This window comes from Ensifer sp. (assembly GCF_035999185.1).
GTDB lineage: Bacteria > Pseudomonadota > Alphaproteobacteria > Rhizobiales > Rhizobiaceae > Ensifer.
Genome location: NZ_DASYHB010000165.1, coordinates 1 through 19,473 on the forward strand (window position 1 = coordinate 1; position 19,473 = coordinate 19,473).

19 protein-coding genes are annotated in these 19,473 nt (G+C 62.9%); 15 read left to right on the top strand and 4 right to left on the bottom strand.

Annotated elements, in window-relative coordinates; translation table 11 throughout:
- Positions 1 to 31 precede the first annotated feature (31 nt).
- The 6 genes from VGO04_RS20730 (at position 32) to VGO04_RS20755 (ending at position 5,309) form a co-directional block, all read left to right on the top strand.
- Positions 32 to 1,069, top strand: coding sequence for an ABC transporter ATP-binding protein (locus tag VGO04_RS20730; protein ID WP_327497841.1), 1,038 nt, complete (start codon positions 32 to 34; stop codon positions 1,067 to 1,069).
- Positions 1,066 to 1,920, top strand: coding sequence for an ABC transporter permease (locus VGO04_RS20735; protein ID WP_043611278.1), 855 nt, complete (start codon positions 1,066 to 1,068; stop codon positions 1,918 to 1,920). Before VGO04_RS20730 ends, VGO04_RS20735 begins: the two co-directional genes overlap by 4 nt.
- Positions 1,917 to 2,717 carry an ABC transporter permease gene (locus VGO04_RS20740; RefSeq protein ID WP_057249008.1) on the top strand — a complete coding sequence of 267 codons (801 nt, stop codon included), beginning with the start codon at positions 1,917 to 1,919 and terminating at the stop codon, positions 2,715 to 2,717. The genes VGO04_RS20735 and VGO04_RS20740 overlap by 4 nt, the downstream gene beginning before the upstream one ends.
- Positions 2,714 to 3,493, top strand: a complete 780-nt coding sequence (locus VGO04_RS20745; protein ID WP_327497842.1) for a carbon-nitrogen hydrolase family protein — start codon at positions 2,714 to 2,716, stop codon at positions 3,491 to 3,493. Before VGO04_RS20740 ends, VGO04_RS20745 begins: the two co-directional genes overlap by 4 nt.
- Before the next feature lie 148 nt (positions 3,494 to 3,641).
- Positions 3,642 to 4,595 carry a ring-cleaving dioxygenase gene (locus tag VGO04_RS20750; RefSeq protein ID WP_327497854.1) on the top strand — a complete coding sequence of 318 codons (954 nt, stop codon included), beginning with the start codon at positions 3,642 to 3,644 and terminating at the stop codon, positions 4,593 to 4,595.
- Positions 4,596 to 4,745: 150 nt separating this feature from the next.
- Entirely contained in the window at positions 4,746 to 5,309 is a 564-nt protein-coding gene (locus VGO04_RS20755) for an NADPH-dependent FMN reductase (RefSeq protein WP_327497843.1), read from the top strand.
- Between the two features lie 278 nt (positions 5,310 to 5,587).
- Here VGO04_RS20755 and VGO04_RS20760 read toward each other — a convergent pair whose 3' ends face one another.
- Both VGO04_RS20760 and VGO04_RS20765 read right to left on the bottom strand, forming a co-directional pair.
- Positions 5,588 to 7,144: a VOC family protein gene (locus VGO04_RS20760; RefSeq protein ID WP_327497844.1), complete on the bottom strand. Its 1,557-nt coding sequence runs from the start codon at positions 7,142 to 7,144 to the stop codon at positions 5,588 to 5,590.
- A gap of 92 nt (positions 7,145 to 7,236) precedes the next feature.
- Complete coding sequence (locus VGO04_RS20765; RefSeq protein WP_327497845.1) at positions 7,237 to 8,094, bottom strand: SDR family NAD(P)-dependent oxidoreductase; 858 nt, start codon at positions 8,092 to 8,094, stop codon at positions 7,237 to 7,239.
- Between VGO04_RS20765 and VGO04_RS20770 the strand changes: the two genes are divergently transcribed.
- Positions 8,093 to 8,287: a hypothetical protein gene (locus VGO04_RS20770; RefSeq protein ID WP_327497846.1), complete on the top strand. Its 195-nt coding sequence runs from the start codon at positions 8,093 to 8,095 to the stop codon at positions 8,285 to 8,287. The genes VGO04_RS20765 and VGO04_RS20770 overlap by 2 nt on opposite strands.
- The gene (locus VGO04_RS20775; RefSeq protein WP_327497847.1) at positions 8,284 to 9,039 is read left to right on the top strand and encodes a Crp/Fnr family transcriptional regulator; all 756 of its coding nucleotides are present in this window, start codon (positions 8,284 to 8,286) and stop codon (positions 9,037 to 9,039) included. The genes VGO04_RS20770 and VGO04_RS20775 overlap by 4 nt, the downstream gene beginning before the upstream one ends.
- Before the next feature lie 64 nt (positions 9,040 to 9,103).
- Here VGO04_RS20775 and VGO04_RS20780 read toward each other — a convergent pair whose 3' ends face one another.
- Positions 9,104 to 9,616, bottom strand: a complete 513-nt coding sequence (locus VGO04_RS20780; protein WP_327497848.1) for a DNA starvation/stationary phase protection protein — start codon at positions 9,614 to 9,616, stop codon at positions 9,104 to 9,106.
- Between the two features lie 220 nt (positions 9,617 to 9,836).
- Here VGO04_RS20780 and VGO04_RS20785 point away from each other — a divergent pair, with 220 nt between their 5' ends.
- Positions 9,837 to 10,217 (top strand): hypothetical protein, encoded by a 381-nt coding sequence (locus VGO04_RS20785; protein WP_414650574.1) that lies wholly within the window; start codon positions 9,837 to 9,839, stop codon positions 10,215 to 10,217.
- Positions 10,218 to 10,247: 30 nt separating this feature from the next.
- Here VGO04_RS20785 and cysQ read toward each other — a convergent pair whose 3' ends face one another.
- Positions 10,248 to 11,024: a 3'(2'),5'-bisphosphate nucleotidase CysQ gene (gene cysQ / locus VGO04_RS20790; RefSeq protein ID WP_327497856.1), complete on the bottom strand. Its 777-nt coding sequence runs from the start codon at positions 11,022 to 11,024 to the stop codon at positions 10,248 to 10,250.
- 217 nt (positions 11,025 to 11,241) lie between these two features.
- Between cysQ and VGO04_RS20795 the strand changes: the two genes are divergently transcribed.
- The 6 genes from VGO04_RS20795 to VGO04_RS20820 all read left to right on the top strand — a co-directional run.
- The gene (locus VGO04_RS20795) at positions 11,242 to 12,492 is read left to right on the top strand and encodes a sarcosine oxidase subunit beta family protein (RefSeq protein ID WP_327497849.1); all 1,251 of its coding nucleotides are present in this window, start codon (positions 11,242 to 11,244) and stop codon (positions 12,490 to 12,492) included.
- A 71-nt stretch (positions 12,493 to 12,563) separates the two neighbouring features.
- Positions 12,564 to 12,842, top strand: a complete 279-nt coding sequence (locus VGO04_RS20800; protein WP_327497850.1) for a sarcosine oxidase subunit delta — start codon at positions 12,564 to 12,566, stop codon at positions 12,840 to 12,842.
- The gene (locus tag VGO04_RS20805) at positions 12,839 to 15,796 is read left to right on the top strand and encodes a sarcosine oxidase subunit alpha family protein (RefSeq protein ID WP_327497851.1); all 2,958 of its coding nucleotides are present in this window, start codon (positions 12,839 to 12,841) and stop codon (positions 15,794 to 15,796) included. The genes VGO04_RS20800 and VGO04_RS20805 overlap by 4 nt, the downstream gene beginning before the upstream one ends.
- Before the next feature lie 10 nt (positions 15,797 to 15,806).
- Positions 15,807 to 16,361: a sarcosine oxidase subunit gamma gene (locus VGO04_RS20810; protein WP_327497852.1), complete on the top strand. Its 555-nt coding sequence runs from the start codon at positions 15,807 to 15,809 to the stop codon at positions 16,359 to 16,361.
- Positions 16,362 to 16,640: 279 nt separating this feature from the next.
- A complete protein-coding gene (locus VGO04_RS20815) occupies positions 16,641 to 19,067 on the top strand; it encodes an FAD-dependent oxidoreductase (RefSeq protein ID WP_327497853.1) in 2,427 nt (808 codons plus the stop codon).
- Positions 19,068 to 19,355: 288 nt separating this feature from the next.
- Positions 19,356 to 19,473 (top strand): ABC transporter permease subunit (locus VGO04_RS20820; RefSeq protein WP_414650575.1); only part of this gene is annotated, 118 nt, incomplete at its 3' end.

A 19,473-nucleotide genomic window follows, 5' to 3' on the forward strand; every position in this document is an offset into this window, starting at 1 on the left:
AGGCGGAGGGGACCATCCTCGCGGAGACACAATGTCCGGACTTGCCCTTCAAAACGTCGTCAAGGAATTCGGAGCCTTCAGGGCCGTCAACAATGTCGACCTGACCGTGCCACACGGAACCTTCGTCTGCATGCTCGGACCATCAGGCTGCGGCAAGACCACGCTGCTGCGCATGATCGCTGGTCTCGACCTGCCGACCGGCGGCGCGATCCGGCTCGACGGCGAGGACATCACCCGTGTGCCGACGCACAAGCGCAATCTCGGCATGGTGTTCCAGTCCTTGGCGCTGTTTCCGCACCTGACCGTCGGCGAGAATATCGCCTACCCCTTGCGCATTCGCGGCGCGGCCAAGGAAGACCAGAAGAAGCGCGTCGACGAACTGCTGTCGATGATCCATCTGTCCGGCTATGCCGACCGGCCCGTCGCCAAGCTTTCGGGCGGCCAGCGCCAGCGCGTGGCGATTGCCCGCGCACTATCGATTTCGCCGAAACTCTTCCTGCTCGACGAACCGCTGTCGGCGCTCGATGCGAAGCTGCGTGAGGCGATGCAGGTGGAGCTGCGGCAATTGCAGCAGAAGCTCGGCATCACAACCATCGTCGTCACCCACGACCAGCGCGAAGCGATGACCATGGCCGATACCGTCGTCGTCATGAGCGGCGGCGAAATCCGCCAGGCCGCTTCGCCGATCGAGATCTATCGCCGCCCGGCCGACAGCTTCGTCGCCGATTTCATCGGCCAGACCAACCTGCTTGAGGTCGCCGCCGACAGCGCCGGTCGCGCCGAAGTGCTTGGGCACGTGGTGCCGGGCCTTGCCCTTCCGGCCGGCTCCAACAAGGGCACGCTCTCGGTTCGCCCGGAAGATGTTCACCTGACGGCGCCCGGCGCCGGTGCGCTCACCGGCAAGGTCACCTTCGTGCGCGATCTCGGCGGCACGATCGAAACCTTCGTCGACATCGCCGGCCGCCAGATCGTCGCCGTCTCCACGCCGCGCGCCCGGCCCGACGTTTCGGTCGGCCAGGACGTCGGTATCGCGCTTACCCCCGATGTCTGCGTGGTGCTGAAAAAATGAGACGCGAACCGCCCCAGACCCTCGGCGACTATCTGCCGCTCCTCTTTCCCGCAGCGATGCTGACGATCTTCTTCGTCGTGCCCTTCGGCACGATGATCGCCGTCAGCTTCTTCCAGCGCCAGCAGGGCGGCTTCTACACGCCGGCCTTCGTCTTCGACAATTACGCCCGCTTCCTCTCCGTTTTCTTCGGCGGCGTGCTCGGCTTTTCGCTGATGCTGGCCGTCATCGTCGCGATCTGCTGCGTCGTGCTCGCCTTGCCCTTCACCTACATGCTGACGCGTATGGCGCGCAAAGTGCAGGTCGTCTGGCTGGTGGCGCTTCTGTCGATCCTGTCGCTGTCGGAAGTCATCATCGGCTTTGCCTGGTCGACGCTGTTTTCGCGCACCGCGGGGATCACCAACATCCTCGTTGCACTCGGCATCATGGCCGAGGCCAAGGCTTTGACGCCGAGCTTCGGCGCCGTTCTGACCGGTATGGTCTACCAAGCCTTCCCCTATACGGTGCTGGTGCTCTTCCCGGCGCTCGTCCGCCTCGATCCGACGCTGACGGAAGCTGCCCGCACGCTCGGCGCCTCGCCGCTGAAAGCGTTCTTCACCGTGGTCGTGCCGGCGCTGCGCAACACGATCACTGCGACCTTGATCATGGTCTTCATCTTCGCGCTCGGCTCCTATCTCTTGCCGCAGCTTCTCGGGCGGCCGCAGCACTGGACGCTATCGGTGCTGATCACCGACCAGGCGATCTACCAGTCGAACATGCCGTTTGCCGCCGCCATGGCCGTGTTCCTCGTGCTCGTCACGCTCGGTCTCGTGGCGCTTACCGTGATTGCCGGACGCAAGGGAGAAGCGGCATGACCTCGATCTTCCGCAAGGCCTATTTCTTCCTGATTGGCCTGTTCCTGTCGCTGCCGCTGATCGTCGTTGCCGGCGTCTCGGTCAACCAGAAGCAAACGCTCGCCTTTCCTCCACAGGGCTTTTCGCTCTCCTGGTACGGCGAGATCTTCCTCAATCCGGAATGGCGCAATGCGCTTTTCGCCTCGGTGACGCTGGCGGTGCTTTCGGCAGCGCTTGCCGTCGCAATCGCTCTGCCGCTCTCCTGGTTCCTGTGGCGGCGCATTGCGCCCTGGGCGAACATCTTCCAGCTTCTGGGCGTGGCACCGTTCACGCTGCCGCCTGTTATCACCGCGCTCGGCATGCTTACCTTCTGGGCGACCGTCGGCTTCTACGGCCAGCCCTGGACGGCCGTCGTCAGCCACGCGATCTTCTTCGTGACGCTGCCGCTCGTCACCCTTTCGCTCGGCTTTACCTCGATCGACCGTTCGCTGGTCGAGGCGGCCTCGACCATGGGTGCCGACGAGCGGACGATCTTCCGCACCGTCGTGCTGCCATTGATCCTGCCCTACATCGTCTCTGGTTATGCCTTTGCCTTCGTGCTGTCGCTCAACGAATACATCGTTGCCTACATGACGGTCGGCTTCACGGTGGAAACGCTGCCGATCAAGATCTTCAATGCGCTGCGCTACGGCTATACGCCGACCATGGCGTCGGTGACGGTTCTCTTCGTCACGACCGCTGCGGTGATCTTCGGTCTCGTCGCCCGCTTCGGCGACCTGCCGAAGCTGCTCGGCGCCATGTCGTCGGATGGTAAATGATGAAACTCGCCGCCCTCCAGATGCAATCGGCGGCGGGGGATACCGCCGCCAATCTCGACCGCATTGCGCGCGCCGCCGCTGAAGCTGCCGCAGAAGGCGCGACGCTTTTGCTGACGCCAGAACTCGGCGTTACCGGCTATGGCGCCGGCGAGGCGCTGACGGCGCTTGCCGAAGCGCCTGACGGTGCGATCGTTGAGCGCCTCATGGCGATCTCGTCCGACACCGGCATCGCAATCATCGCCGGCTTTGCCGAGCGTGACGGCAAGGACGTCTACAACAGCGCCGTCTATGTCGACGGCGATGCGGCGCCGGTCGTCTATCGCAAGTCCCATCTCTATGGCGACTACGAGCGCGCGATCTTCCGGGCGCCGGAACCTTCGACACGGCTCTTCCTGCACCGCGGCGTCACCTGCGGCATGCTGATCTGCTACGATGTGGAATTTCCGGAAAACGTTAGGCGGCTGGCGCTCGCAGGCGCCGAAGCCGTGCTGGTGCCGACGGCGCTGCCGGCCGGCTGGTCGGGCGACTTTATCGCCGAGCACATGATCCAGACGCGGGCGTTCGAAAACCAGGTGTTCGTCGCCTATATCAATCATCACGGCTCGGACCCGCTGTTTTCCTTCGCCGGCCTGTCGCGCATTGCTGCACCCGACGGACAGCTGCTCGCCAAGGCGGGGTCAGGGCAGGAGACGATGCTCATGGTCGATATCGACCCGCAGGCCTATGCGATCTCGCGGCTCGAAAACACCTACCTCGGCGATCTCAATCGGCGGTGAAGGTTCCGCGTCCTTTGTTGACGTATGGCCAATGGTGCGGACATTGTTCTCCGGGTGAGAACGTTCCGTTCCCGATTGGTTGGCTGTCGGAAACGACATGACATCCCATATGGTGCTCAACAGCAATGCCAACGCATTGGAGGCAATCATGAGCTTGCAACTGACTGGGATCCATCACCTGACGGCGATCACCGCCAACGCACCGGAAAACCTGCGCTTCTACACGGACGTGCTCGGGCTGCGGCTGGTCAAGAAGACCGTCAACCAGGACGACACCACCGCCTACCATCTCTTCTACGCCGACGGCCGCGCCACCCCCGGCACGGACCTGACCTTCTTCGACTGGCCGGTCGGCCCGGAAGGCCGCGGAACGCACAGTATCTCGCGCACGGGTCTTCGGGTCGGCAGCGCCGACAGCGTGCGCTGGTGGAAGCAGCGGTTTGCCGATCTCAAGGTCACGGCGGATGAGATCGTCGAGATCGACGGCCGCATCTCGCTCGACTTCGAGGACGGCGAAGGCCAACGCTTCCGGCTGATCGATGATGGCGGGCTTGAGCCTTCGCACCCGTGGGAGAAAAGCCCGATTGCGGCCGAGCACCAGATCAAGGGTCTTGGGCCGATCACGATCAGCGTGCCCGACATCACCAACACGCAGCTCGTGCTGACGCATGTGATGAACATGACCGAGGCGCGCACCTATCCGTCGCCGGATGGTCAGGGTGAGGTGCATGTCTTCACCATGGGCGAGGGTGGGCCCGCAGCGGAACTGCACGTTGCCGTCCAGCCGGGGCTGCCGATTGCCCGGCAGGGCGCAGGTGCGGTCCATCACGTCGCCTTCCGGGCACCCGACAACGCGGCGCTGACGGAGTGGACGGAGCGGCTCAACGGTTTCCGCCTGCCTTCGAGCGGCGAAGTCGAGCGTTACTACTTCCGTTCGCTCTACTTCCGCGAACCGAACGGCGTGCTCTTCGAAATCGCGACGGACGGTCCCGGTTTTGCCGTTGACGAGCCAATGGAAACGCTCGGCGAAAGCCTGTCGCTGCCGCCGTTCCTGGAGCCGAAGCGGGCGCAGATCGAGGCACGGCTGAAGCCGCTCAGATAATCACGACAAAGAAGCCGGGGATTTCCCCGGCTTCGTTCTTCTTATCTCACTGATCCTGTTTAAAGATCGACGTGGACCCATGATGGTGGGGCAGGCGTTACGCATGTGTGGACACATCGCGAGACGCGCAGATTGAAGGGATCAGATGCAATGACAAAAATCCTCGGCATATCCGGCAGCCTGCGCAAGGCGTCGTTCAACACCGGCCTGATGCGGGCGGCGGCCGGAGATGTGCCTGACGGGATCGAGTTTGAGACCGCGACCCTGCACGGCATTCCGCTTTATGACGGTGACCTCGAAGCCGAGAATGGCATTCCGGAGGCGGTGACGGCGCTGAAGCAAAAGATCATGGCGGCCGACGGTGTCATCCTGTTCACACCTGAGTACAACAACTCCATCCCAGGCGTGTTCAAGAATGCGATCGACTGGATGAGCCGGCCGTCCGCCGATATCGCCAAGGTGTTTCGCGGCCGCCGCTTTGCGCTCGCCGGCACGTCACCGGGCAATTTCGGCACCATCCTCAGCCAAAACGCCTGGCTGCCCGTCATGCATACGCTCGGCGCCGAACTCTGGTCCGGCAAGCGGCTGATGTTGCCCAAGGCCGAGACGCTGTTTGATGCGGAGGGCACACTGACGGATGACGCCGCACGTGAGCGGCTCAAAGTTTTCGTCAAGGCATTTGCGGAACATGCAGGGGCGGCGAAAACCGTTTGAGGCGAGGCGCGTCGAGTGACCTCGCTGTAGCATCGGAAAATGGGCAACGGCGACTATCCAAATCCCGTCAGACTAGCCAAAGCCGTCTGGATTGACGCCGCTGGCCTGGTCGAGCCCATCTCTCCGTCCGTCATGCTCGGGCTTGACCCGAGGATCCAAGGCCGCTTGGCGCTGGGTAACCTGCCAATGGATGCTCGGGTCAAGCCCGAGCATGACGGGGAGAGGGGGCAGTTTCGGTCCTGATGAAAGCGGAGCCGCCGATACGTGCTAATCGCCTCTTAGAGGCCTTCTTCCACCAGCCACTTCTGAATGGCCGCGATATCCGGCGCACCAATCTCGTGGCCCATGTCGAGTTCGACCGTCGTCAGGTCCACTCCAGTGCGTGAAAGCTCAGCCTGCAGGCGCGGCGCGAATTCTCCGTAGCTGTCATGCTGTCCGGTCAGCAACAGCACGTTCGTACCCGAAAGATCCGGCGGCGGCACGTCATCGAGAACGAGCATCGAGCGCATCAGAACGACGTTGCGCACGAGACCGGGATGCAGGAGCATCAGCGCCACCAAAAGATTGGCCCCGTTCGAGTAGCCGATGAACACCGTCTTATCGAGATCGATGCGGTAGCCGTCGCGGGCCCCCTCAACGAAGGCGGCGAAGGCCTCTGCCTCCGATCGCACATCCTTCTGGTCGAAGGTCGTCGGCGAATAGCGGCGGAACCAGCGTGGCGTTCCTTCCTCGTTCGAGCGGCCGCGAATGCCGACAAGCGTCGCCTCCCGGTCCACCTGGTGGGCGAGGTGGAGAAGCTGCGTCTCATCGGCGCCGCTGCCGTGCAGCAACATGAAGGTGCGGTCATCCAATACATCAGGATGGTAGAAGCGATGCACGAAGGGGAGATCGCGCTCGGTCAGCCGCGGTTCTCCCGGCAGCGCGAACTGCGGCATGGCCAGCAGCATCGCCTCTCTCGCCGCGCTGAAATGCGCGGGAACGAAGAGTTCGGTGCCGAGCCTTTCCCTGGGCTCGTCGATCATGAAACCGGGCACGTCGCTTGCCAGTTCGTAAAGCGAGCCGCCGGGTTCGCGCACGTAGAGCGAATAGAAGTATTTGCGGTCATGCGCATTGATGGCGCCGGCGCCATCGCGTTGCAGGTCGCCGTGCACCCGTTCCACCGCAGCGCGATCCGGAGCGCGGAAGGCGATGTGGTCGATCGTTCCGGTTCCGGGAGCCGAGGTCCAGAAGCCGGTTGCGTTGCGCACGTCGATGATGTCGCCGGAAGCGGAGGTGAGCCGCCGGATCGTGTCAGTGGCGCCGGTTTCCGTGTAGCCGAAATGGGACGTCAGGAAGCGGGCGGAATCCTCAGGCTTTTCGGTGAGAAGCGTGGCACCGCGCAGGCGCCGGATCGCGTCTTCCTCGGGGATATCGCGGGTGCTCCACGGAGCGACAGCCGAAACGGCCTCCGTTCCGACCAGCTTGACGATAACGCCGTCCGGATCCTTGAGCCGCAGCACCGGTTCGCCGAATTCCTGCGACGGACCTGAGGTGGCGATGTTGAACTGCAGCGCGCGGGTCAGCCAGAAGCCGATGCTCTCCGGGCGGATGGCAAAGGCGATCTCGCTCGGCTGGCCGTGGCCGACGCGTCCGCGTCCGCCGTCCTCCCACATCAGGAAGGTGACGAGCGAGCCTGGCGAACCCTCCGCGTCGCCGTAGAAGAGGTGCAACTGGTTGGCGTCCTCATAACCACCCGTCCGCTTGACGAGCCGCAAACCGAGGAAGCCGACATAGAAATCGACGTTGGCCTGCACCTTCCGTGCAATCAGGGTGATGTGGTGGATGCCGCTCGTCATGTGTCATTCCTCATTGATTTGGCGCCAGAAAACACGATGCGCCGCGCCAGCACCAGAAGCGCTGGCGAGAACGCTGTGTTTACGTCTGGAGATCAGTCGCGATCCTTTTCCAGAAACGCCTTGAAGGCGTCGGCGTATTTGGGATGCCAGCGCGACAGCGGCGGCCGGCTCTCGACGATGTCGCCGGCGGCCCATAGAATACGCCGCTCGTCGGTGGCGCGCGGCACGTCGTTATCAGGGCAGAGAATGTAGAAATCGCCGCGCGCCAGGCTTTCCATCATGAACTCGACCGTCTGTTCCGAGGTCCAGGCCCCGGCCGGCTTTTCCGTGCGGCCGCCACCCGTCATCCCGGTATAGACGAAACCCGGGATCAACAGATGGGCGTGAACCTGGCTTCCGGCCGTGTTGCGCAACTCGTGCTCCAGCGCCTCGGTGAAGACCTTCACGCCTGCCTTGGAGACATTGTAGGCCGGGTCTCCCGGCGGCGTCGTGATGCCCTGCTTCGAGCCGGTGTTGATGATGACGGCCGGCTTGCCGTGGGCGATCATTGCGGACGCGAAGATGCGAGAACCGTTGATCACGCTCCAGAGATTGACGCCGAGCGTTGCCTCCCACGCGGCAAGGGGACCCAGGATGGCGCTGCCGGGCTGGATGCCGGCATTGTTCATCAGCACATGCACGTCGCCGAACCGCTCGCGCGCGGTGCGTTCCAGAGCCTCGATCTGGTCGATGCGCGAAACATCCGTCGCGATCGCTGCGACAGACGCTGTGCCCGCTGTCGCAAGCGCCGCGACTTCGGCCGCTGCCTTGTCCAGCTTGTCGCCCGCAAGGTCGGCGAGCACGACGCGCATGCCGAGCGAGGCGAAGTGGCGGGCCGCGGCAAGGCCGATGCCGGAGGCAGCACCTGTGACGACGGCAAGATTGTTCGGAGCAAAGGCAGGATGCGACATGACGAAACTCCTGTGGCGGGATCGAATGCAAGAGATAGGGCGCAAGACACCGCCTGTCTATTGCTCAGTCGGCAACGGCTCTTCTGAAAACCATGTGTTTTCAAGGCGCTCCCTTGTCCTATCCGGTGCCGGCGCTACTTCCAGTTTTGAAGCAGGACGTATGGTCGAAGGCATATTGCGGATGGAACGATGAACGGAACGGCAGCAAGAAACGACAAACGCACCCCTTGCGAAAGCTGTCCCCTGCGCAAGCTCGATCATTTCCGCGCGTTTACAAACGAAGAGCTTGCGTTCGTTTCACAGTTCAAAACCGGTGAGCTTGCGGTCGATGGCGGCGCGACCATCCTGGTTGAAGGCGCGCACAGCGCCCATCTTTTCACCGTGCTTTCCGGCTGGGGCTTTCGCTACAAGATGCTCGATGACGGACGCCGACAGATCCTCAACTATGTGATGCCGGGAGATCTCATTGGGCTGCAGGGCACTCTGATGGGCGAGATGCAGCACTCGATCGAAGCGCTGTCGCCCGTGACGCTCTGCGTCTTCGAACGCGGTAAGCTCAACCGCCTGTTCTCCAACTATCCCGAGCTTGCCTATGATCTCACCTGGATTGCCGCACGTGAGGAGCGCATTCTGGACGAGAACCTTTTGAGCATCGGTCGCCGCTCGGCGCTGGAGCGTGCGGCCTATCTGCTTGCCTTTCTCTATCAGAGGGCCGAGGTACTCGATCTGTTCAGCAGCAGCCGCGTCGCCATTCCGGTTACCCAGCAGCATGTGGCCGACACGCTGGGACTTTCGATCGTCCATACCAACAAGACATTGAAGAAGCTTGCCGAACGCGGCCTGATCCGCTGGGCGGACAAGGGCTGCAACGTTCGCGATATCGATGGGTTGCTGGCGATCGCGGGCTGGGAAGGGCTGAAGGAGCCGAAGCGGCCGTACATCTGACGTGGCGGGTCATGCACGCTGATTGATGCGGCGCCTTCGCCGCATCTGTCTTTCTCTCGATTGGTTAGGCTGCGACGGTCGCCCGCAGCATCCACAGGGCCTTTTCGTGGAAGTCGAGGCGTTCCGTCAGCATGTCTGTCGTGACGAGGTCGCCATTGTCGTCGGCCTTTGTGCCGGCGTCGCGCAGGCGCCTTGCGGCTGCTTCATGGTCGGCAATCAGGTCCGCCACCATCTCGGCTGCCGTCGTGTGGTTGACGGAGGCGGCACTCGGCGCGAAACCCTTGGCTTCGGCGAGCTTCGCCGGGGCGAGGTGTCCGAGGGCGCGGATGCGCTCGGCGATGATGTCGGTCGCCTTGAACAGCGCGTTGTAATGCTCTTCGGTCAGCTCGTGCAGCGGCTTGAACAACGGGCCAACCACGTTCCAGTGGTAGATGTGGCTTTTGATCACCAGCTTGTAGGTGTCGGCCAGGATATCGGAAAGGGCCGTGGCCATCTGTTGGCGATAGGCCTTCGTCAGCCCGATATCGAATTCCTCGTCCCGGACCTTGGGTTTCAGCACGGCGGCTGTCTGTTTCATTCTCCTGCTCCCGTTTGTCTTGGAATTTCAGAGCGCTTGCGGCCTGGCGCGCCGGGCCACCCGTCTTGAACGCGACCGGAGAGCAGTTGTTCCGATTGCTTCGAAGGGACCCTACATGTCTTTTTTAAATGCCAGCGCAGGGTGACGAGACTTAATCTCGGCGCATCGGCGCAAGGCGACCCGGTCGGGTGGCCGTGCGCAAAACATGGAGTGCATTGGCATGACCGAAATTCCGCCGTCTGTCCGGACCGTCCTCGTGCTCGAGGACAATTTCATCATCGCCATGGATGCCGAGGAAATCCTGGCGTCGCTCGGGATTCCGCAGGTGACGATCGCCACGAGTGTCGACCAAGCGATGGAATTACTGTCTCTTCAGGCCTTCGACTTCGCGATCCTGGACGTCAGCCTGGGCGACCATACGAGCTTCAGTGTGGCCGACGCGATGCTTGCGCGCGGCTTGCCGTTCGGCTTCACCAGCGGCTACGGCGATTCCGAACTTTTCCCCTCCAATCTCAGGCAGATCCCGCGGATCGATAAGCCCTTCAACGAGAGGTCGATCAGCCAGTTGATCGTGGCTGCGACACGTCAGGGCGATGGCTAAACGCCGGTTTTGCGGCCAAGGGACAAACGGTCACGGTTTGCCGCGTGAGACGAACCACGGATTGGCGAAATCGCTGTCGTCCTTCTGGTTCCGTTTGCCGTAGGCGAGCGGCAGGCCGTCCATCGTCAACGTTTCGCCGCCGGCGGCCCTGAGGATGGCGTCGCCGGCGGCCGTGTCCCACTCCATCGTGCGGCTGAAGCGCGGATAGACGTCGGCAAGCCCCTCGGCGAGCAGGCAGAATTTGAGCGACGAGCCGACGGCCCTGTAGTCGGAAATGCCGTGTTCGGCGAGATAGGCGGTCGTCTCGGCGCTGTTGTGCCAACGGCTGGCGAGCCCCACCATGCGATCGCCGCAACTGCGGCAGCCAATGACCGTTTCGTCGGACAGGTGAAAGGCATCATCGATGACGGCCTTCACCGCCTTGCCGTGGTTTGCCGCGTAGAGAATGCCGAGCGCTGGCGCATAGACGACACCTGCCACCGGCGCTCCGTTTTCGATCAGCGCGATGTTGACGGTGAAATCGTCGTTGCGGCTGATGAATTCCTTGGTGCCATCCAGCGGGTCGACAAGGAAGAAGGATCTGCCCGCGGTCTCGGGCACAAAGCCGGCAGAGACCGCTTCTTCGGCGACCACGGGAATGTCTGGAAATGCACGGGCGAGATCGGCAAGAATGATCTGCTCGGCGCGTGCGTCCGCGTCGGTGACCGGCGAACAGTCGGGTTTGTAGGTGACTTGCGGGCCGGCATTGTAGATGTCGAGAATGGCTCGACCTGCGGCGATTGCCGATCGTTGCAGAATTTCCAGCATCGCCTCGTCTTCCAGATCCATCATCAGCCCTTAGCACATCGGGACGAAGAAAATACCCGTGCTTTTCCCGTGGCCACATCGCCTTTTGACGCATGTCGCCGGGAGGCGAAACGCATTAAAGGCAGGTTGAGGATTTTTGCACCTGCGAGAAGCTTCCGTCTTGGCTTCCGCGCTTCGGCTGTGCAAATGTGCCGGCGCAACTGAATTGGATGCCTTCATGCGTTATTCCGCTTTCTCGATCGTCAGGAATGCCTTTTCCGGAAACCTGAATTGGAAACCGCATTGGCGCCAGCCGCAGCCGAAGCCGCATTATGACGTGATCATTGTCGGCGGCGGCGGGCACGGTCTTTCGACTGCCTATTACCTTGCCAAGGAATTCGGCGTGAAGAACGTCGCCGTGCTCGAAAAAGGGTATCTGGGCTCGGGAAACGTCGGCCGCAACACGACGATCGTGCGCTCCAACTACATGCTGCCCGGCAACGAACCCTTTTACGAATTCTCGATGAAGCTTTGGGAAGGGCTCGAACAGGACCTCAACTACAATGTGATGCTGTCGCAGCGCGGCGTCATCATGCTCTACCACAGCGACAGCCAGCGCGACGCCTATGTCCGCCGCGGCAACGCAATGTGGATGGAAGGCGTTGCCGCCGAACTCATCGAGCGCGAGCAGTTGAAGAAGATGATCCCGTTCCTCAACTACGACCATGCGCGCTACCCGATCCTCGGTGGCCTTCTGCAGCGGCGCGCCGGAACGGCTCGCCATGACGCCGTTGCCTGGGGTTACGCGCGCGGAGCCGACCAGCATGGCGTCGATATCATCGAGCATTGCGAGGTGACCGGCATCCGCCGCGAAAACGGCATCGTCACCGGCGTCGAAACGACCAAGGGCTTCATCGGCTGCGGCAAGCTGGCGCTGGCTGCGGCCGGCAATTCCTCGCGCGTCGGCGAAATGGCGGACCTCAAGCTGCCGCTCGAAAGCCACGTTCTGCAGGCCTTCGTCACCGAGGGGCTGAAACCCTGCATCGATCACGTGATCGTCTATGGCGGCGGGCATTTCTACATCTCGCAGTCGGACAAGGGCGGCCTCGTATTCGGCGCCGAGATCGACGGTTATTCCTCCTATGCCCAGCGCGGCAATCTGGCGACGGCCGAGCACGTCATGGAGGAGGGGGTGTCGATGATCCCCGGCCTATCGCGCGTCAGGGTGCTGCGCGCCTGGGGCGGCGTCATGGACATGAGCATGGACGGCTCGCCGATCATCGATCGCACCTCGATCGACAATCTCTACCTCAACTGCGGCTGGTGCTATGGCGGCTTCAAGGCGACGCCGGCGTCGGGCTACTGTTTTGCGCATCTGATTGCCAGGAACGACACCCACCCGGTGGCGCGCGCCCTCAGGCTCGATCGCTTCGCGCGGGGTTACGCCGTGGACGAGGCGGGCGCCGGCCCGCAGCCGAACCTTCACTAGAAACCGTTCCGGTGAAGCCGGCCATAGGAATGAGCGGAAGCCGCAGCCCGGCTCCGAGAGACGGAAAGACGATGGCAAGCCTGATTACCTGCCCGCATTGCGGGGTACGACCGAAGGAAGAGTTTGCGATCCGCGGCGACGCTTCGCGCGCCCGTCCGGAGCCGCTCGCTCCCGATGATGCCTGGCACGACTATGTCTATGTTCGCGCCAACCCGCGCGGACGCACCTTCGAGCACTGGCACCACATCGCCGGCTGTCGCCGCTTCCTCGTGGTCGAGCGCGACACCGCCACCCACGAGGTTTATTCGGTCGTCGATGCCGCCGACTTTGCGCGGAGGGCTGAGGGGTGACCGGCTATCGTCTTTCTTCCGGCGGTCTCGTCGATCGCAGCAAGTCGCTGAGTTTCACCTTCGACGGGCGGCCGCTCCGGGGCCTTGCCGGAGATACGCTCGCCTCTGCGCTGCTTGCAAATGACCAGCTGCTCGTCGGCCGCAGCTTCAAGTACCACCGTCCGCGCGGCATCGTCAGCGCTGGGCCGTCGGAGCCCAATGCGCTCGTCACCATCGGGACCGGCCCGCGCAGCGATGCGAACACCAAGGCAACGGTCGCCGAGCTCTATGGGGGGCTGACGGCGCGCAGCCAGAACCGCTGGCCGTCGCTCGGTTTCGATATCGGTGCGGTCAACGGCGCCCTGTCGCCGTTTCTCGGTGCCGGCTTCTACTACAAGACCTTCATGTGGCCGAAGCAGTTCTGGGAACGCGTCTACGAGCCTTTCATCCGCCGGGCGGCGGGGCTTGGCCGGGCGGTGCTGGAGCGTGATCCGGAGACCTATGAGAAGTCCTGGGCGCATTGCGACCTGCTCGTCGTTGGGGCTGGACCCGCCGGCCTGATGGCGGCGCTAACGGCCGCCCGCGCCGGGCTGCGGGTCATCGTTGCTGACGAGGATTTCCGGCTCGGGGGCTCATTGCTGTCGACCAGCGAAACGATCGACGGCGCTCCGGCTTCGATCTTAGCCGACCGCGTCGTCGCCGAACTGCAAGCACTTGGCAATGTAACCCTGCTTTCGCGCACGACCGTCTTCGGCTGGTACGACGATAACGTCTTCGGCGCGGTCGAGCGGGTGCAAAAACACGTCGCTGAACCGTCCCTGAAGATTGCCAGCGAACGTGTCTGGCGCATCGTCGCCAAGCGTGCGTTGCTCGCGACCGGTGCCGAGGAACGGCCGCTGGTCTTCGGCGGCAACGATCGCCCAGGCGTGATGATGGCGGGCGCCATGACCACCTATGCCGAGCGCTACGGGGTGGCGGCCGGCAAACAGGTCGCAATCTTTACCAGCGGCAGCGCCGGCTATCGCACGGCCCACGCGCTTGCTGCCAAGGGCATCTCGGTCGCGGCGATCGTCGATGCGAGGGCCGAGGCCGCCGACCAGGCGCCGGACGGCGTGCGCGTCATCCGTTCGGCTTCGATCGTCGATACCAAGGGCAGGCAGCGCCTCAGGGGCATCGTGGTCGAGCGTTCCGGTTTTGAGGAGCTGATTGCCTGCGACGCGCTCGGCATGCACGGTGGCTGGAGCCCGGTCGTGCACCTGGCCTGCCAGCGTGGGGCAAGACCAGCCTGGTCGGAAGAGCTGAAGGCGTTTGTAGCACCCGATGTCGGGGGCGGTTTGCGGGTAATTGGCGCTGCCAACGGCGTTTACACCCTCTCGGGATGCTTCAACGACGGCGCGGAAAAGGCGGCAGCGATTGCCGCCGATCTTGGCTTCAGCGCCAGCCGAGGGGCTTCTCCTGCTATCGATGGGGAGACGGCACCCTCCTTCACCGCGCTCTGGTACGTGCCGGGCGCCAAGTCGAAGGCCTTCGTCGATTTCCAGAACGACGTGCATGCGAAAGACCTCGGTCTCGCGCTTCGCGAAGGCTTTGGCCATGTGGAACATGCCAAGCGCTACACGACGAGCGGCATGGCGACGGACCAGGGCAAGCTGTCCAACATCAATGCAGTCGGCATTCTCGCCGGCATGCGCGGCGTCAGCCCGGCCGACGTCGGCACCACGACCTTCAGGCCCTTTTATACGCCGGTCTCCTTCGGTGCACTGGCAGGGACCGCGCGCGACGAGCATGCGACCCCGGCGCGCAAGTCGCCACTCCACGGCTGGGCGATGAAAAATGGTGCGACCTTCGTCGAGGCGGGGCTCTGGCATCGCTCGGCCTGGTTCCCGCGCGCCGGCGAGAAGACCTGGCGCGACAGTGTCGACCGCGAGGTCCTCAACGTCCGCGCCAATGTCGGCCTCTGCGACGTCTCGACGCTTGGCAAGATCGAGGTTTTCGGCCCGGATGCGGCCGAATTCCTCAACCGGCTCTACTGCAATCCGGTCCTGAAGCTGCCGGTCGGCAAGGCGCGCTATGGCCTGATGTTGCGTGAGGACGGGTTCGTCTTCGACGACGGCACGGTCAGCCGTCTTGCCGACGAGCACTTCTTCCTGACGACGACGACGGCAATGGCCGGCGCGGTCATGGCGCACATGGAATATTGCGCCCAGGCGCTCTGGCCCGACCTCGACGTTCGCTTCGTGTCCTCGACGGATCAGTGGGCGCAGCTCGCAATCGCCGGTCCGAAGGCGCGCGCGGTGCTGCAACACCTCGTCGACGAGGATATTTCCGAAGGCGCGCTGCCCTTCCTTTCGGCCCGCAAGGTGGTTCTGAAAACGGGCGTTTCGGCGCGGCTGTTTCGCATCTCCTTCTCCGGCGAACTCGCGTTCGAGCTTGCCGTGCCGGCCGGCTACGGCGAGGCGGTGGCAGACCAGATCATGGAGGCCGGTCGTCCGCACGACATCTGCGCCTACGGCGTGGAGGCGCTCAACGTCCTGCGGCTGGAGAAGGGGCTTCTGACGCATGCCGAATTTGATGGCCGCGTGACGCCTGACGATGCCGGTCTCGGCCGCATGCTGTCAATGCAGAAGACCGATTTCATCGGCAAGCGCCTGTCGAGCCGCTATGGCCTGACGGCAGCCGATCGCATGCAACTCGTCGGTCTGAAGCCGGTCGATGCCGACAAGGACATGCGCGCCGGCGCCCATCTTTTGAAGGAAGGAACGAAGCCTTCGACCCTGAACGACCAGGGCTGGGTGAGTTCGGCCGGGTTCTCGCCCGTGCTTGGCCATTCGATCGCGCTCGCTTTTCTGAAGTCCGGTCGCGAGCGGTATGGCGAGAAGGTCATCGTTTTCGACAAGCTGCGCGATCAGGAGATCCTCGCCGAGGTCTGCGATCCGGTGTTCGTCGATCCGCAAAACGAAAAGCTGAAGGCCTGAGGAGGCGGTGATGGTTCGCGACTACAACAACCGCCATGCGCTGGAGCAGAAGCTGCGCGCAGCGCCCACTCAGCCTTCCGCCGATCACCTGATGGTTGGCCACTGGCGTGCCGTTGCGACGGTTCTTGCGCGCTCGGGGCAAGAAGAGACCGTCCGGCGGGCGATTGCGTCCGTGCCGGAATTTTCCATGCGCTATTGCGCGCCAGCGGAATGGCTCGTGATTTCCGAGGCCGAGGCGCCGAGCGGGCTTGCGCGACGTCTCGAAGAGCTGTGCGGGGCAATGGCCCATGTCGTTGATCAAAGCGATGGCCGTGTGGTCTTTCGCCTGTCCGGCCCCAACGGGCGTCGCATCCTTGCCAAGGGAATTGGCCTCGATCTTCACCCCGACGCCTTCTCGCTGGGCGGTAGCGCCAATGTGCTGTGCGGCCACATCCCGGTCAATCTCGGTCGGACGGGCGAGCATGTTTTCGAGCTGATCGTGCCACGCAGCTTTGCCGAATCGCTCTTTGACGACCTGATGCGGATGGGGCGGGAGTTCGATCTGACGGCGGCCTTTGCGGATTGAAGCAAAGAGCCCGGGAGATGCGCGAAAGCGCGTTTTGCCGGGTTGAAAGCAAATGCGGCATAAGATGCCGCAAACGGGTCGCCCATCCGCCAGCAAACGGCGGAAATGGACAAGCCTCCTTCGCAGCCGTGGCTTTATCGCCGCCGCCTTTCTGACTAGGCTCTCGATGTTCGACGCTTGTGCTTCCCGGACCGGGAGGGCGGGCGATCGCCGGGCTTGAATCTCTTCCTGACAATTTGGCCGCGTCCCCGTGGGAACGTGGAAAGACGGAGTGTACGCATGAAAAGCCATGCCAAGGTCGTCGTCATCGGCGGTGGTGTCGTCGGTTGTTCGGTGCTCTACCACCTGACGAAGTTCGGTTGGACCGATGCGGTCCTGCTCGAGCGGTCCGAGCTCACCTCCGGCTCCACCTGGCACGCGGCCGGCGGCATGCACACGATCAACGGCGACCCGAACGTCGCCAAGCTGCAGAAATACACGGTCGAGCTCTACAAGGAGATCGAAGAGTATTCCGGTCAGGATGTCGGCCTGCACATGACGTCAGGCATGATGCTGGCGGCCACCAAGGAGCGCTTCGACTGGATGAAGTCGATTCTCGCCAAGGGACGCTACATGGGGCTCGAGGCCGAGCTTCTTACCCCAAAGGAAGCGCATGACCTGATGCCGCTGCTCGACCCCGATCAGTTCGTCGGTGCCGTCTTCGACCCGGTCGAAGGCCATCTCGATCCCTACGGCACGACACATGCCTATGCCAAATCGGCGAAGAAGAACGGCGCGGAAATCTACTTGCACACCAAGGTCGAGGACTTGGTGCAGCGGGAGGACGGTTCCTGGCGGGTGATTACAAACCAGGGCGAAATCGTCGCGGAGCACGTCGTCAACGCCGCCGGCCTCTGGGCGCGCGAAGTCGGCCGCATGGTGGGCCTCGAGCTGCCGGTGCTTGCCATGGAGCACATGTATCTCATCACTGAAGACATGCCCGAGGTGATCGAGTTCAACCAAACGCGCGGCAAGGAACTGATGCACTGCGTCGATTTCGACGGTGAGATCTATCTGCGCCAGGAACGTCAGGGCATGCTGATGGGCACCTATGAGAAAGCCTGCCGCCCCTGGTCGCCGGTGACGACCCCCTGGGACTTCGGCCATGAACTGCTGGCCGAAGACATCGACCGGATTTCGCCCGAGCTCGAAGTCGGCTTCCGGCATTTCCCGGCCTTCAACAAGGCGGGCATCAAGAAAGTCATCAACGGCCCCTTCACCTTCTCGCCCGATGGCAATCCGCTCGTCGGGCCGGTGCGGGGCTTGAGGAATTTCTGGTCGGCCTGCGCGGTCATGGCCGGCTTCAGCCAGGGCGGCGGCGTCGGGCTGGCGCTTGCCAACTGGATGATCTACGGCGATCCCGGTTTCGACGTCTTTGCCATGGACGTCGCACGCTACGGCGATTTCGCGACGCTCGCCTATACCAATGCCAAGGTGCGCGAGAATTACTCCCGCCGCTTCTCGATCCGCTACCCCAACGAAGAGCTGCCGGCAGCAAGGCCGCTGTTGACGACGCCGATCTATGACCGGCTGAAGGACGGGGGCGCCGTCTTAGGTGCGTCCTATGGGCTTGAGACGCCGCTGTGGTTTGCGCCCGCGGGTGTCGAGGACGCCTTCTCCTGGCGTCGCTCGACCGATTTTGAGACTGTCGGTGCCGAAGCGCGCGCCGTGCGCGAGGGTGTTGGCCTGATGGAAACGTCGGGTTTCGCCAAATACGCGATCACCGGCAAGGGCGCGGAGGCGTGGCTCGACTGGATGCTTGCGTGCCGCATTCCGCCGGTCGGCCGCATGGCGCTGGCGCCAATGCTGAAGGACGACGGCAAGCTGATCGGCGACTTCACGCTTTCAAAACTGGGCGAGGGGGACTTCCTGCTCGTCGGTTCGGGTATTGCCGAGGACTATCACATGCGCTGGTTCGAGGCGCACCTGCCGACGGACGGATCGGTTTCGCTGAGGGCGCTAAAGTTGGAGCTGGTGGGGCTGTCGATCGCCGGACCGAAGGCGCGTGATGTGCTTTCAAGTCTCACGCATCTCGATGTGTCCGATGCGGCCTTCCCGTTCATGGACATCCGGCGGATGGACCTTGGCATGGCGCCAACCATCGTCGGTCGCGTCAGCTACACCGGTGATCTCGGCTATGAAATCTGGATGAAGCCGGAGTATCAGCGCTATCTCTTCGATCTCCTGATGGAGAAAGGGGCGGCATCCGGTATCCGCCTGTTCGGGCTCAGGGCGCTCAATGCCCTGCGCGTGGAAAAATCGTTCGGCAGCTGGGCGCGGGAATACCGTCCGCTCTACGGCCCGGTCGAGGCGGGGCTCGGTCGTTTCGTTGCGACCGGCAAGGACGCGGATTTTATCGGCAAGGCGGCAGCGGTCGAGGAGAAGAAGGAGGGCGGAGCGTTGCGGCTTCGAACCTTCCTGATCGAGGCGAAGGACGCCGACGTCATCGGCGACGAACCGATCTACCTCGACGGTGTCGTGCGCGGCTGGGTCACGTCGGGCGGTTATGCCCATACAAGCGGCGTCTCGGTCGCCATGGGCTATGTTCCCAAGGAGATCGCCGACCGCGACGGCGGCTGGTCGATCGAGCTGCTCGGCGAAATCCTGCCGGCACGGCTCCAGCCGAATCCTTTGTTCGACGCAAATGGGCAGCGCATGCGCACCTGATGCGCGAAACGCTGTACCGGTCTGCCAGTTGGACGCTCAGGCCGGCAGAGCATCTCGGCAGTTCTTACGACTAAAGTTGATGATTTCACGGGCGAAAGCTGCGGAAAATTTGGTTTTTCTGGCTTTAAAAGCGCCAAATCGATTTTATCGAGGAAGATTTTGTCGAACTCGCGTTTTTTAGCTTTCCTTTTCGTTTGAAAGAGGTATGGAATCGATCAAACACAACGCTCAAAATGAGCTCAAAAAACAAGAGACCGGACCTTATGGATCTGGTCCAGGGGAAGATTGATGGAGTATTTCGTCCAGCAGCTCGTCAATGGGCTGACTCTTGGGTCTATTTATGGTATGATCGCAATCGGTTATACCATGGTCTACGGCATCATTGGCATGATCAACTTCGCCCACG